Source organism: Leptospira montravelensis (assembly GCF_004770045.1).
Taxonomy (GTDB): Bacteria; Spirochaetota; Leptospiria; order Leptospirales; family Leptospiraceae; genus Leptospira_A; species Leptospira_A montravelensis.
On record NZ_RQFO01000004.1, the window covers coordinates 651802 to 665489 of the forward strand.

The window sequence follows — 13688 nt, forward strand, 5'->3', positions numbered from 1 at the left end:
GGCACTGTAAACCAGAAAGTCTAGTCTGAAAAGAATCTATTTTGGAAACGAAAGAATTTAGCGGCTAAATGACTTTTTTAGAAAGATACAAACGTTTGAATTTAAAATTCAATCTTTTTTATCATTCAAAACTTCTGAAAGGGTTACAAACTTATATCCTTTTTCCTTCATTCGCTCAATGAAGGTAGGAAGGATATAAATCAATTTATCAAACTTTCTTGGTCCACCCAAATGCATAAGGATGATAGCACCGTTCATTCCGTTCGCATCTGCCTTTTCCCAGTTGTCCAAAAAAGTTAAGGTTTCCTCTCCTGTTTTATAATGTGGATTCCTCACCACTTCCTTTTTGCCTTTTGAAGTTTTCTTATAAAGGAACTGTTTGCTGATATAATCCGGTAAATCAAGAGAACCTTTTGAGTTATTTGACCACATAATATGATCCGTATAACCAAGACTAGCATGCGCATCTAAAATCAACTGACTGAGTGCTCCATAAGGAAGACGGTAATATTTCTTTAATTCTTGTTTGGTGAGCGAGTGAAAGGTATCTTCCACTCGTTTTAATTCTTCTGCCATCCTGGGAAGGTCCAAAACCGATTTAGAAAGATATTCCAAAACCATTCTTTTTTTGAGTGAAGTTTCAGTGACAGACCTTTGGTAATTGAAATGGGACCAAGTATGGTTTCCAAATTCCACAGAGCCTGTTTTTGCCATTTTTTTAATATAATCTAAATTATTGCGGATAAAAAAAGAACCATTGATATCAGAAGGTCTTTCGTTAGAAAGAAAGAGAGTTACTTTGATTTTATGTTCTTTGATATAATTGTATAAAACAGGAAGTTCCTCTCCAGTTGCTAAATCAAAAGTAAGTGCTATTTCTTTTTGCGATTCATTTCCACGAAGGATGTTTCGACCTTTTGAGTTTTGACTGACTTCTTTTAAAAACTGAATGTTCTCTTCTACTTGTTTGGCAAGTTCTGTATCAGGTTCAGAATCACCAGCCAATGCATATTCTTCACGAAGTTGTTCTTGGTACATTAAAGAAAAAAGAGACTGTTCCAGTTCTCTTAAATTCTTTTCTTTTTCTTTTACTTCAGTTTCGAGTTTGGTAACACTAAGACTTAAATAAAGTAAATACCCACAAAGAACAAGCACCGTGATCCCAACAAAAGAAAGTGCGGAAATAAGTGCAAATTTACGAAGTTTTTTGGCAAACAACCTATCCTTTTCGATGTCCTGGGAAAGTTCATGAACAATATCTTGAATTTCCTTTTCTTCGTTTGTCGGATCGAGGGACATGCGGGTATTTGGTTTTCCTTATTTTCTAATATCGGATTTTGACCTGTCGTTCTAAAACAGGCCTAGATTCCTTACGTCTTTATCTTTAAAAATTTTCCTTTCTTCCCTTGGCGGATGAGGTATTCCTTTCCTGGCTCCAAAGTGAGGCCTTGGTCAGTGATTTTTTCCTCATCCAAATACAGACCACCAGCTTGGATGAGCCTACGCCCTTCTGAAACACTGGGAATGAATTTTAATTGGGAAAGAACATATACTAGAAGAGGAGGTTTTTCAGAAAAATAACTGGAATCTAGAGTTTCTGTCGGAATCTCATCTGGAAGGGCTCTGTTTTTTGTATTATGAATGGCAGTCCACTCTTCCACCGCCTTTCTATTTTCTTCTTCTGGATGGAGTTGGTCCATCACAAGAAGAGCAAGCTCTGTTTTAACTTCTTTTGGATGGAGCGCTTTGGAACGAATTCCTTCCTTTCGTTTTTCCATTTCAGAGATGGGAAGGTCAGTCAATAATTCAAAATAATTCCACATCAGATCATCCGAGATCGACATGATCTTTCCATACATATCGATTGGTTTCTCGGTCACACCAACATAGTTCCCTAGTGACTTGGACATTTTTTTCACACCATCGAGCCCCACGAGTAATGGCAAGGTAATGACAGATTGAGGTTTTTGTCCGTATTCTCTCTGTAAGTCGCGACCAACTAACATATTAAACTTTTGATCGGTTCCTCCAAGTTCTACATCGGCTTTCATCGCAACCGAATCATAACCTTGTACCAGTGGGTATAAAAACTCAATCATAGAAATGGGAGTTCCAGCTTTATGCCGTTTGGTGAAGTCATCCCTTTCTAACATACGAGAGACAGTGTATTTCGATGTTAAAACCAAAACATCCTCGAATTTCATTTCCGAGCACCAATGGGAGTTATATAGGATTTTGGTTTTATTTGGATCTAAAATTTTAAAAACTTGGTTTTGGTAGGTTTTCGAATTTTCCAAAACCTCTTCCTTAGAAAGCCGTTTTCTTGTTTCCGATTTTCCCGTTGGGTCACCAATCATGGCAGTAAAATCACCGAGCATAAAACAAACTTCATGACCCAAGTCTTGAAAGTGTTTGAGTTTCTTTAGTAAAACAAAATGGCCAAAATGTAAATCGGGAGCGGTAGGATCAAAACCCGCTTTTATAGTAAGGGAGGGTTTGGATTTGATTTTTTCTAAAAGTTCCGCCTCGCTAATGATCTCTACAGTTCCTCGGCGAATGATGTCTAATTCTTGGTTTAATTCTCTTTCAGTTTTCATAACAAATGCAAAAATTTTCGATGGTCGAAATGGTGACTTTTGACAATACTAACCGTATAATCTCTATAGGCAACCACCAAAGTACGTAAAAACCCTTATGAATCATTTAGATGAAAGAAAACAAACACTAAAACAATTAGAAACAACGGACTACGATGTCTTAGTTCTTGGCGGTGGAGCCACTGGATCTGGTACCGCACTTGATGCAAGCTTACGCGGCTACAAGGTAGCGCTCCTGGAAAAACAAGATTTTTCAGCAGGAACGAGTTCCCGTTCGACAAAACTCATTCACGGCGGAGTTCGTTACTTGGCCCAGTTCCATTTCAAACTAATTTACGAGGCTCTTTCCGAAAGAAAACGCCTTCTTTTCAACGCACCTCACCTTGTAAAACCACTGCAATTTGTATTACCAACCTATGTTTGGTGGGAAAAACCGTTTTATTCCATTGGACTTACCATGTATGACATTCTTGCAGGAAGATCAGTAGTTCCTGGACATGAAAGAATTTCAAAAGCTACTGCATTGGATTATTTTGCCTCCTTAAAAAAAGACAATCTCAAAGGAGGAATTTCTTACTACGATGCTCAGTTCAATGACTCAAGACTCAACGTCACAACGGTAAGAGCAGCTAAAGAAAATGGAGCGGATGTATTATCGAGAATAGAAGTAACATCCTTTTTAAAAGATGCAAACGGGAAAATCATTGGTGTGACAGCCAAAGACCTAATCACAAAAAAGAAATTGAATATCAAAGCCAAGGTGGTTGCCAATACTACAGGGGTTTGGATTGATTCCCTTCGCAAATTAGATGATCCAAATGCAGGCAATGTCCTAGCACCTAGCCAAGGAATCCATCTCGTTTTTGATAAAACAAAGTTACCATGTCGTACGGCCATGATCATTCCAAAAACCGCAGACGGGCGAGTGGTATTTGTCATCCCTTGGGAAGGAAAAGTTCTTTTGGGAACCACAGACACCCCCATTCAAAAAATTGAGGAAGAACCTCTTCCGCTCCAATCGGAAGTAGAATTTTTATTAAAAACCGGTAATGATTATTTAGATACCAAGTTAACAAAAGATGATATTGAATCTGTATTCTCAGGTCTACGTCCCCTGATTTCTACCGGAGATAAAAAAGATACAAAATCAATTTCTCGTGAAGAGGCCATTCTTGTTTCTGACTCTGGCCTTGTTACGATGTCTGGCGGTAAATGGTCTACCTTTCGAAAGATGGCAGAAGACCTAACAGACAAACTGATTTCTGTCGGTAAACTTCCACCTAAAATGAATTGTGTTACAGCTAGTTTTGCTTTCCCAGGTGCGGAAGGATATTCCAAACACTTAGTCGCAAAAATCCAAACCTTGTATGATCTCTCTTATGAAACAGCAGTTCGTTTGGTGGATGCATACGGCGGCGAAGTATCGTTTATCCTTGGAAAACAACCTAAAGAAATCAAAAAAGGCACGGGTTATTTTGTAGAAGAAATCAAACATTTTGTAAAAAAGGAATTTGCACTCTCTGTTACCGATGTTCTATCCAGAAGATGGCGTCTTGTGTTTTTGGACTTAAAACTTGCAGAATCTCTCGCAGTACCTGTGGCCAATGCCCTCGCAAAAGAACTGGGTTGGAAAGAAACAGAGAAAAAATCTTCTTTAAATGAACTACTTGGTCATATCAAAGATTTAAAGAAAACAATCGCATAACAGAAAAATTGCGAGAAAAATAGATTGGATGGAATAATGCATTCAATCTATTTAGGTTTTGGAAGTTCATAATGATAAAAAGTTCTTCCTGATTCCTTTTCTTTTAAAACAAGAAGGTAATGAGTTTTAGGATTAAACACTTCAGAAAACCGAGTCCCCAATTTGGTTTTAAAATTCTCATAATCTTCATCACCAACTTCGGCGCGTTTGAAAATCCAGGAAATATTTCTTTCAATCCCTCCTCCATCGTAATAACTTAAATTGAGTTCCAATCCTTCTTCGGAAGACTGGAGGATGGTATAAGTTCCCACAATAGAAGGTAAAAATCCCAAGGGATCTCCTTCTCCATACATTTCTGAAAAACTAAAAGTTTGGTCTGCTTTAAAAAAAACCGGAAGGATGGTTCCTTGGTCATAAAATAATATGGTCCCTTTTTCATTAGCCAATACTAGCTGCCGAAAACCTGCATAATGCCTTTCCGCTTTCCCAAATTGTTCAATCGTTCTTTTGATTTTGTCAAAAGAGACCCAAGGATAGGCTACAAAACTATCTTTCTTTATTTCTCCAAATTGTAGTTCTGAAATACAAACGCGTCCGGTAGAACCCAAACCATAGGTTTCTAAAATTTCCACACGAATCACATTTCCCTGAAACGTGGAATCCAAATCCAAAACTTGAAACCCCGATTTTCCAAATTTGGGTTTGTTCAGTTCCAAATCCATTGTTGATTTGATTTTTAGTTTGGACTTTAAATCTTCCGTTTCCATATCGAAAGTTGTGATTCGAAGTTTTCTAACAGCATCATTTGATTTTAAGTCAACCGCAGATCTGTGAAATCCATTGAGTATCTGTAAGGCGGAGAACTGCGAATAAGATTGTAAATAGAGTGTAAACCCAGAATCTACCTCTTTTGCATTCGCACAAAAAGCGGAGGTTGTTTTGGTATCTAATGCGAATTCGGGACTGTATTTCCAAGGTTCTTCCGGACTAACCTGTCCTACACTTTGTGTCCTAAGGTAATCCAATTGTTTTTCTGATCCTTTACATTGGACAAGGAAAACTAAAATTAATATTAATGGAGAAATGATTCTAAAGAAAATTCTTAGGAAAGGAATGTTAGAAAAATAAATGGAGTGGTTCAGACTCATGGACTTTCAAACCATGAATCTGAATGAAACTTCGATCAAGCGAAAAACAATTTCTCTTAATCGATATAGTCCTTGAGTTTTTTGGAACGACTTGGGTGGCGAAGTCTACGAAGTGCTTTTGCTTCGATCTGACGAATCCTCTCCCGAGTGACCTTAAACTGATAACCCACCTCTTCCAGTGTTTGAGCATACCCATCATCCAAACCAAATCGCATCCGAATGACTTTCTGTTCCCGAGCAGGAAGTGTTTGTAAAACCTGACGGATTTGTTCCGACAAGATAGAGGAAGCCGCGGAATTTAAAGGAGAAATGACTTCTTTGTCTTCGATAAAATCTCCGAGTTCCGAATCTTCTTCCGAACCCACTGGGATCTCTAGTGAAATAGGTTCCCGAGCCACGTTTTTCACGGCTTTTACTTTCTGCACTGGCCAGCCAAGTCGTTCGGCAATTTCATCATTGGATGGATCACGACCAAACTCTTGGACAAAAAGACGTGTTTCCCGAATCACTTTGTTTACTTGCTCAATCATATGAACGGGAACACGAATGGTTCTTGCTTGGTCAGAGATGGCACGAGTGATGGCTTGTCTGATCCACCAAGTGGCGTAAGTAGAAAATTTATAACCTTTTTTGTATTCGAACTTATCTACGGCACGAATGAGACCGATGTTCCCTTCTTGGATGAGATCAAAGAAATGCATTCCACGGTTGGCATAACGTTTTGCAATAGAAACCACCAAACGAAGGTTTGCTCGCACAAGTTCTCTTTTGGCTTGTGCAATTTCCCTTTCCCCTTTGATGATTTTTTCACCCCAATCTTTGATTTCTCCAACTGGAGAACCCGCTTCCTGTTCCATACGACGGAGTTTTCTTTCGTTGTTGCGAATGTCTTTGATGACTTCTCTGACTTCATCAATATCACAACCCATCATCTTTTCGATTTCATCTAAGTTTTCATTTTTTTCGATGAAACGGTTGAGGGCTTTGATTTCGCGAACATCATGTCCGTATTTGGCTTTAATTTTAAGGAAATGTTTTTCAATTTCCTTAACACGAAATACCATTGATTTGATCTTTTGAGAGATCTTTTGGATTTCTTTTTGAGAAACTCCAATTTTACGAATGGCTTCATCGATTTTGCCCGTAGACATATCGATTTTTTCTTTAAGTTCTTTGAACTTCTTAGAATTTTCTGAATATTTACGAATGCGGTTTGTGGATTCGTTTAAAACTTTTTCATCCTGTTGGATGAGTTCCATGTTTTCAAAAAATACTTTTTCTAATTTGTCCGCTTGCTCTTGGTTGAGTGCGTACATTTTGTCCACTTTTACTAAGTCATAAACTTTGATTTTTTTGGACTTAATTTTCGGAATGAGTTTTGCAAAGTTTTGACGAAGGATCGAAGAACTAAGAATCGTTTCTTCAATGATTTTTTCACCTTTCTCAATTCGTTTCGCAAGAAACACTTCTGTTTCTCCAGAAATCAGAGAAACTTTACCAATTTCTTTTAAATAAAGGCGAATGGGATCTTCAGAACTGGAAGAAACACTGGACTCTCTTTTTTTACGTGCAGGTTTTTCTTTTGTTTCTTTCGTTGTTTCTTCTTTTGTCGTAGTGAGTGAACTCGATTCTTCTAAGGATTTTTTAGAATACTCTTCTACAATTTCAATCCCCATCTCGTGTAACAAAGTAAAGACATCATCAATCTTTTCGGAATTTAAAATTTTATCCGGAAGTATTTCATTGATTTCATCATAAGATACCTCTCGATTTGCTTTTCCGATCGAGATGATCTTTTGTACTTCTGGTAGGCTTGCTAGATTTTCCATTCTACCTCTATCCTTCTTTATACTTCTAACGTTTGGATCGTTCGGAGATACACGGATCTCTTATTTTTTTCACTTTTTAAAAGTGAAAGTTCTGACAAAAGATTGTTCTTTTCTTCAATCGTTAAGTCAGGTTTGGCCATCTCTTTGACAAGTTCTTCCATCCTTGCGTCATCCAACAAATCCGCATGGTAAAGAAACATCCCTTTAAATAATCCTGGTGACGTCGATTCATCGGCCGTAAAATGTTCGGCGATCATTCCCAGGTATTCCGAAGGAATCTCTTCCCTCGAAAGAATTTCTGCAGCTGTTAGGTTCTCATTCTGCAAATACTTCGTATATAAATAGTCCCAAAGAAAAGCGGATACTTCATCTCGAAACTCTAAACCCAACAAATCATCAGCGAAACTGAACAGTTCCAAATTCTGAATGAGCATTGCGATCATCTTACGTTCACAAACCAAAATAGGTGCTAGTTTTCCCGGTTTAGCTGCAGTCCGTTCTTTTTTAGTATCGACCACGGAGGGGGTCGAAGTTACACCCGGTTTGCCACGAAAATCCTGAAAAAGCGAAGAAAAAGAAAGTCCGAGTTGGCGAGCCCCCTCTTCTAAGTAGACCTGTTTGTCCGTTTCTTTTTCCATTGGTTTTAGGAATTCAAAAAGTTTTTTGACACCTGCCTGTTTTTCTTCCGCCAATGAGGTGGGACCGGCTCCGGCAAGGATCTCTCGGATCATAAATTGGGAGGCTGGTGCTGCCGATTCCAATAATTCACGAATTTCCTGTTTGTTATGATGGAGGGAATAATCAAAAGGATCTTTTCCTTCCGGGATATGACAGACTTTTACGGAAACACCTTCTTTCGAAAGGAGATTCACAGCACGGAAAGCACCTTTGGTTCCTGCTTTATCCGAGTCCATCATTAAGTACACTTTGTCCGCCATGTTTTTTAAAATCCGAACATGGCCTTCTGTAAATCCTGTTCCGAGCGGTGCTACGACAAACTCAATTCCTTTCCGGAAAAGTCCAATGGCGTCAAACACACCTTCCACGATGACTGCTTCTCTTGTTTTTCGAATGCTGTCTTGGCTCAAATTTAAATTATAAAACGTACGACTTTTGTCGTAAATGAGTGAGTTCGGGCTATTGATGTATTTGGCTTCTTCTGATTCACCAAGAATCCTTCCGGAAAAAGCAATGACTCTTCCTCTCGTATCAATCACTGGAAACATGATTCTACTTCGAAAAAAATCATAAGGATCTTTGTTTTGATCCTGTCGTTTGAGAAGACCTAACTGTTCGCCAAGTTTGACTTCGGCTTCAGTTTTAAAAAGTTCAGTCCGTAAATTTCCAAACCCTGGAAGTCCAAATCCAATTTTAAAAACTTTTATATCTTCTGTATACAATCCGCGTGATTCTAAATACTTGAGAGCCACTTCACCTGCACTGGTATTTAAATTTCTTTGAAAGTATTCTAATGCTTTTTGTGAAACCTGATAGAGGGCCTCTTTTTTTCGTTCCGACTCTTCCTCTTCTTTGGTTCTTTCCACAAGAGGAATTCCCGAGTAGTCAGAAAGGATTTCTAAAGATTTGAGAAAGTCCACCTTTTGGTAGTCCATCACAAACCGAAACAAATCTCCAGATGCCTTACAGCCAAAACAATGGTAAAAGCCACCTTCGGCATTTACATTGAAGGATGGTGTTTTTTCATTATGGAAAGGACAAATTCCAACGAGGTTTCTTCCCATACGACGTAAAGGAACAAACCGATTGATATAAGAATCAATGGAGACTTCTCTGCGAACTCTTTCTTTAAAACTTTGGTAAGGATTCACAGTATAACGGTATTAACGGGCGCTAAGTGCTTGTTTAACGAGGGAGGATACCTTGGAGCCGTCTATATTTTGTCCTTTAAATTTTGCCATTACTTTACCCATCACCTTCCCCATATCCTGGGCTCCGCTCACATTCAATTCTACAATGGCTTCGTTGACAGCGATTGAGATTTCTTCTTCGGAGACTTCTTTTGGAATATAACGAGAGATGACTTCTGCTTCCTGAATTTCTTTACTTGATAAATCAGGACGATTGGCTTTGTCATATTCGACAGCCGTGTCCTTTCTACGTTTGAAATTAGATTTAAGAATCTGCATTACCGCAGTATCCGTTAATTCGGAAGCACCAGTTTTGGTTAATTCATATTGAATTTCCGCTTTCAAGAGACGCAAAGTACCTAGGACGGTTTCATCCTTGGCCTTTAACGCCGTCTTTAGATCGGTATTGATCGTCTCTTGCAGGTTCATTGGAAAACCGACTTAAAGATTAAAGTTTATCTTTTTTAGCGAATAGTCTTTTCTTTTTGTCTCGTTTGCGTTTGGCTGCTTCCACAGCTTTCTTTTTCACAACGCTAGGCTTTTCAAAGTATTCTCTACGTTTGATTTCGCTCATAATGCCAGCATTCGCACAATCTCTTTTGAATCTACGAAGCGCCGCTTCAATGGATTCCCCTTCTTTTAAATAAATCCCTACTTGTGGGGTCATAGACAAACAACTGTCCTTTTGTAAAAATGGTCTAGTTTTGACGGTATCGGAAACCGCCCTGATTTGTCAATTCAGCCGAAAAACAAATCAGAAATTTTCGATAAAAATGGCAGAAAATCGGCTTGGATCGGCTAAAATGTCGCGATCAATCGGAAAAATCTTTAGTTTGTAATCCAAAATCAAATGTTTGGAAGGAAAATAAAGAGAACCAAACCTCTGATTGGCCCCATCTAATGTTTCTCCCGGACAAAATAGGAAATAGGATCGTGGGTTCAATTGGAAATTGAATTCGTTATCTTTCGTTTCTTTATGAAGGGTGGCTGTCACTTCTCTCAGGATTTCTTGGCTTTTGACCACACCGAGTGGTTTAAAAAAGGGGGAAAGGTCTTGGAGGTGAAAAAAAGCGATGACACCAGATTGGATTTCCCTCAAAAAAGCTAGTTCCATTTTTTTACGAATGGGTTCTGTGATGGTTTGAAAATCGAGAATGTTCTTTTCTCGCAAAGAAATTCCTGTGGCACAAAACGTAAGGACTTGGTTGGATAAGTCTTCCCAATTGCGTTCGGAAAGTTCTGGTTCGACTTCCTGCACCACCAAAACAAAAACAGGAACCTCTCCCTCAGGAAGGCGCATGATATTGATTTTAAAATCTCGTTCCCTTTCTGAAAACGTTCCGAGAGTTTTGGTATCCATAGGTTCCAAATTCCGAACTAAATCAGGAAATTGGGAGGACACAAGGCCTCTGAGCCAATCCTCTTTTTCGGTTCGCCCAAATTCATAAACAATCTCTGTGGCAAGATACACCCATCCTAAATGGGCACCGACACTGGCAAAACTGATGCCAAGCCTACGGGAATGGTAATCGGTCATCTGCATCGAGGGGGAAGGGCTTACATGTGTTGGATCTATCATCGGAATCTAGGTTTAGTATCGGTGCGGTCAGGACCAATCAAAAGGAGAAAGGATTGCCCCTGGCGTTATGCCCCCAAAATGGAGTAAAAACTACTCGGGGAACCTGTGAACGCAACACCGAAACAAAAAAAACTTATCTCTCTATCGCAATTCATTCTAGAAGAGCAACTCAAAATCCCTCATGCTTCTGGAGAATTTACAGCCCTACTCAGCCACCTCGTATATGCTGCCAAAATTGTAGGTCGCGAGGTCAGAAAAGCCGGACTTTTGGATGATATCCTTGGTGCCACGGACGATACCAATGTCCAAGGCGAAACCCAAATGAAACTGGACCAGTATGCAGACAATGCCTTCAACCAGTCCCTAAAAATTTGTGGCCACCTTTGTGTCCTTGCCAGTGAAGAACACGAACACATCATTCCCATTCCCGGTGGTTACAATATCGGAAAGTACACGATGGCCATCGATCCTCTAGACGGATCATCAAACATAGATACCAATGTATCGATTGGTACCATTTTTTCTATCCACCAAAGACTAGAACCCAATTCCAAAGAACCAGGAACCGAAAAAGATTTATTACAAAAAGGCCATTTACAACGTTGTGCTGGTTATATCATCTATGGATCTTCCACAATGCTTGTGCTTTCTACAGGAACAGGTGTATCGGGATTTACCCTAGACCCGAGTGTGGGTGAATTTTTACTTTCTCATCCCAATATGCAAATGCCTGAGTCAGGGGATATTTATTCCGCCAATGAAGGAAATGCATCCTACTGGTCACCAGAAGTGCAAACTTACCTGCAAAAAATCAAATCGATTGACGGTGGAAAAAAACCAAAAACAGCACGTTATATTGGATCACTGGTGGCCGATTTCCATAGGAACCTTCTCAAAGGAGGAATTTTCCTTTATCCAAACGATACGAAATCTTCTAAATACCCTAACGGAAAACTACGTTTATTGTATGAAGCGGCACCAATGGCCTTTATTGCAGAACAAGCAGGTGGAATAGCAGTTACTGTGAAAGGAGAAAGAATACTTGATCTGAGTCCGAAAGAACTCCATGAAAGAACAACGCTCATTATTGGAAGCAAAAAGGAAGTAGAAGAATTTCTTACATTTGTTCCTAAGTTATAATTTTCGAAACAAATAAAGAAATTTCTTTCAAAGGAAATCTCAATCTATTAGTTTTGGCAGAATTAAAAGATTTTAGGAGAAAACTTTCAATGAATAAAAAACTACTCGTTTTAATTCTTGGTGTGACTATGGCTTCTGGACTTGCTTTCTGCAAAAAAGAAGAGCCAGTGGTTGAAGAAAAAATGGAAACTGTTGAAGATGCAGCAAAAAAAGTAACTACTGAAGTAGAGAAAAAAGTGGATGCAGCAGTAAAAACTGCAGAAGCAGAAGCTAAAAAAGCAGCAACTGGCGCCATCAAAGACGCAACAAAAGACATGAAAAAACCAGCTGGTTTCTAATCCTTTTTTCTGTGAAAAAAACCAACCGAAAATTCGGTTGGTTTTTTTGTTTTTGATCCTTTGTTTCAATCCACTTTTATATTTAAATTTTCCACACACCCAGAAAAACAAACAAAGTTAGAGTCTTACTCTTAACTATCCGTATATTTGATTTTGGCGTGTAGCTCTTCTTCTAAAGCACATTTTGGATAGGTCCCCACATCAAGTGAAGTTCCGATATGTCCAAATGGATCTTGTGGAGAAATGATTCTTAGATCCCAACCATTTACAATCCAAGGGCATTGGTAATTTTTGTCACGGCATAGAATTTGTGCAGCTTTTGGTTTAGGATAAGCCCAAGCAGAAGTCTGGAATTTACATTTGTTTTCGATTTCAGCAATTGTTCGAATGCGTTTGATGGCTTGGTCAAATTCTTTGAACCGACTAGTCATAGGATCGGCCAAGTCTTTTCGGAAAAGTCCCTTCTCTGCATTATAAGTAAACATCACAAGGAGTTTTTCCGAGACATGTTCTTTCTCAGTGGAAACCTTTAAATTCTCCATGATATAACGAGCAATTTTGACAGCATCCAAGGTAACAGCGGCTGTTTCATCAGCATATTCACCTGCTTCTTCCTCATCATCACTCGCATCATCTTCCATCCCGCTCCCAGTCAAAAGATCTTGGTTCAACTGGTGTTTCCGTAAATCTTCTACATTCACTGTTGCAGGAACCACTCCTGGAATTTCAAATCCATTCGAACCATGATTGTTAATCGCACTAATCACTTCCTCTGGTAGGTTGAGTTTTCTGGCAATTTCCAAGGAAAGGTTCAATGCAGAAGTCAAAGAAGGACCAAAAAAACTTTGTTTGTACAATCCTTCTTTGGATACAGAGATATCGGCACAAAGGCCTGCAAGGAAACTGAACCTGTTCACCATTTTAAAACCATATTGTTTTTGGATAACAGAACCTAAACTTAAAAGACCAAAATCGGCAAGATGGTTAAAAAATTCTTTATGACTCAGTAATATACGAAAAAAAGATAAAGCCAAAGATTTAGAATAAAAGGCGTTTTGAATGATTCCTTTGAGACTTGCCATTCGTTCCGCATTTTGTTCGTACAAATGATAAATGAACTCATTGGATCTGTCTTCAATTCGACTGAGGATTGCTTTGGATAGAACCATTCGAAGCATTCGCATCAAATCCTTGGACATGGCAAGTTTAAAGGAAGGAATGTAGTTGCCTTCCATACCTTCTAGTTTCTTTAAAATATTTTCCTTGATGGCAACCTTTTCTTTGATTAGGATACTACCATTTTTATCTACAACAGGTTCGCTGAGAGATACAGAACCTAACAAATCATAATCAACAGCAAAATTTTTAAATTCATTGAATTCTAAGAATTCGATTCCAGCATTCGTAATTTTCATAAAGGTCCTAAGGAAACTGTCTTTTACGATCCTTCTGAGAGCAAGATTTTTGCTTTCCTTCTGCGTCTA

Annotated in this window: 12 protein-coding genes; 3 read left to right on the forward strand and 9 right to left on the reverse strand. The window is 38.8% G+C overall.

The window, feature by feature from the left end; translation table 11 throughout:
• Nucleotides 1–108: 108 nt before the first annotated feature.
• Nucleotides 109–1299 carry a polysaccharide deacetylase family protein gene (locus EHQ31_RS03990; protein ID WP_135569785.1) on the reverse strand — a complete coding sequence of 397 codons (1191 nt, stop codon included), beginning with the start codon at nucleotides 1297–1299 and terminating at the stop codon, nucleotides 109–111.
• A gap of 71 nt (nucleotides 1300–1370) precedes the next feature.
• Complete coding sequence (gene tyrS, locus EHQ31_RS03995) at nucleotides 1371–2597, reverse strand: tyrosine--tRNA ligase (RefSeq protein WP_135569787.1); 1227 nt, start codon at nucleotides 2595–2597, stop codon at nucleotides 1371–1373.
• 97 nt (nucleotides 2598–2694) lie between these two features.
• Between tyrS and EHQ31_RS04000 the strand changes: the two genes are divergently transcribed.
• On the forward strand, nucleotides 2695–4302 hold the full coding sequence (locus tag EHQ31_RS04000) for a glycerol-3-phosphate dehydrogenase/oxidase (RefSeq protein WP_135569789.1): 1608 nt from the start codon (nucleotides 2695–2697) through the stop codon (nucleotides 4300–4302).
• Nucleotides 4303–4349: 47 nt separating this feature from the next.
• Here the strand turns inward: EHQ31_RS04000 and EHQ31_RS04005 are convergent, their stop codons facing one another.
• From EHQ31_RS04005 to EHQ31_RS04030, 6 genes are all read right to left on the reverse strand, one after another.
• Nucleotides 4350–5450 carry an NADase-type glycan-binding domain-containing protein gene (locus EHQ31_RS04005; protein WP_244247258.1) on the reverse strand — a complete coding sequence of 367 codons (1101 nt, stop codon included), beginning with the start codon at nucleotides 5448–5450 and terminating at the stop codon, nucleotides 4350–4352.
• A 56-nt stretch (nucleotides 5451–5506) separates the two neighbouring features.
• Nucleotides 5507–7279 carry an RNA polymerase sigma factor RpoD gene (gene rpoD, locus EHQ31_RS04010; RefSeq protein ID WP_100718534.1) on the reverse strand — a complete coding sequence of 591 codons (1773 nt, stop codon included), beginning with the start codon at nucleotides 7277–7279 and terminating at the stop codon, nucleotides 5507–5509.
• A gap of 17 nt (nucleotides 7280–7296) precedes the next feature.
• Nucleotides 7297–9108 (reverse strand): DNA primase, encoded by a 1812-nt coding sequence (gene dnaG / locus EHQ31_RS04015; RefSeq protein ID WP_135569791.1) that lies wholly within the window; start codon nucleotides 9106–9108, stop codon nucleotides 7297–7299.
• 12 nt (nucleotides 9109–9120) lie between these two features.
• On the reverse strand, nucleotides 9121–9576 hold the full coding sequence (locus EHQ31_RS04020) for a GatB/YqeY domain-containing protein (RefSeq protein WP_135569793.1): 456 nt from the start codon (nucleotides 9574–9576) through the stop codon (nucleotides 9121–9123).
• 19 nt (nucleotides 9577–9595) lie between these two features.
• Nucleotides 9596–9814, reverse strand: coding sequence for a 30S ribosomal protein S21 (rpsU, locus tag EHQ31_RS04025; protein WP_002973784.1), 219 nt, complete (start codon nucleotides 9812–9814; stop codon nucleotides 9596–9598).
• Nucleotides 9815–9901: 87 nt separating this feature from the next.
• A complete protein-coding gene (locus EHQ31_RS04030) occupies nucleotides 9902–10726 on the reverse strand; it encodes a hypothetical protein (RefSeq protein WP_167481628.1) in 825 nt (274 codons plus the stop codon).
• A gap of 105 nt (nucleotides 10727–10831) precedes the next feature.
• Here EHQ31_RS04030 and fbp point away from each other — a divergent pair, with 105 nt between their 5' ends.
• Nucleotides 10832–11866 carry a class 1 fructose-bisphosphatase gene (gene fbp, locus EHQ31_RS04035; protein WP_135569795.1) on the forward strand — a complete coding sequence of 345 codons (1035 nt, stop codon included), beginning with the start codon at nucleotides 10832–10834 and terminating at the stop codon, nucleotides 11864–11866.
• An 89-nt stretch (nucleotides 11867–11955) separates the two neighbouring features.
• Nucleotides 11956–12204, forward strand: coding sequence for a hypothetical protein (locus EHQ31_RS04040; protein WP_135570957.1), 249 nt, complete (start codon nucleotides 11956–11958; stop codon nucleotides 12202–12204).
• A gap of 131 nt (nucleotides 12205–12335) precedes the next feature.
• Here EHQ31_RS04040 and EHQ31_RS04045 read toward each other — a convergent pair whose 3' ends face one another.
• Entirely contained in the window at nucleotides 12336–13619 is a 1284-nt protein-coding gene (locus EHQ31_RS04045; protein WP_135569797.1) for a hypothetical protein, read from the reverse strand.
• Nucleotides 13620–13688: the final 69 nt, after the last annotated feature.

Bases quoted from the DNA above. Each gene is read 5' to 3' on its own strand.
- EHQ31_RS03990 (WP_135569785.1), bottom strand. From the start codon at position 1,299: ATGTCCCTCGATCCGACAAACGAAGAAAAGGAAATTCAAGATATTGTT.
- EHQ31_RS04030 (WP_167481628.1), bottom strand. From the start codon at position 10,726: ATGATAGATCCAACACATGTAAGCCCTTCCCCCTCGATGCAGATGACC.
- EHQ31_RS04005 (WP_244247258.1), bottom strand. From the start codon at position 5,450: ATGAGTCTGAACCACTCCATTTATTTTTCTAACATTCCTTTCCTAAGA.
- rpsU (WP_002973784.1), bottom strand. From the start codon at position 9,814: ATGACCCCACAAGTAGGGATTTATTTAAAAGAAGGGGAATCCATTGAA.
- tyrS (WP_135569787.1), bottom strand. From the start codon at position 2,597: ATGAAAACTGAAAGAGAATTAAACCAAGAATTAGACATCATTCGCCGA.
- rpoD (WP_100718534.1), bottom strand. From the start codon at position 7,279: ATGGAAAATCTAGCAAGCCTACCAGAAGTACAAAAGATCATCTCGATC.
- EHQ31_RS04045 (WP_135569797.1), bottom strand. From the start codon at position 13,619: ATGAAAATTACGAATGCTGGAATCGAATTCTTAGAATTCAATGAATTT.
- EHQ31_RS04000 (WP_135569789.1), top strand. From the start codon at position 2,695: ATGAATCATTTAGATGAAAGAAAACAAACACTAAAACAATTAGAAACA.
- EHQ31_RS04040 (WP_135570957.1), top strand. From the start codon at position 11,956: ATGAATAAAAAACTACTCGTTTTAATTCTTGGTGTGACTATGGCTTCT.
- EHQ31_RS04020 (WP_135569793.1), bottom strand. From the start codon at position 9,576: ATGAACCTGCAAGAGACGATCAATACCGATCTAAAGACGGCGTTAAAG.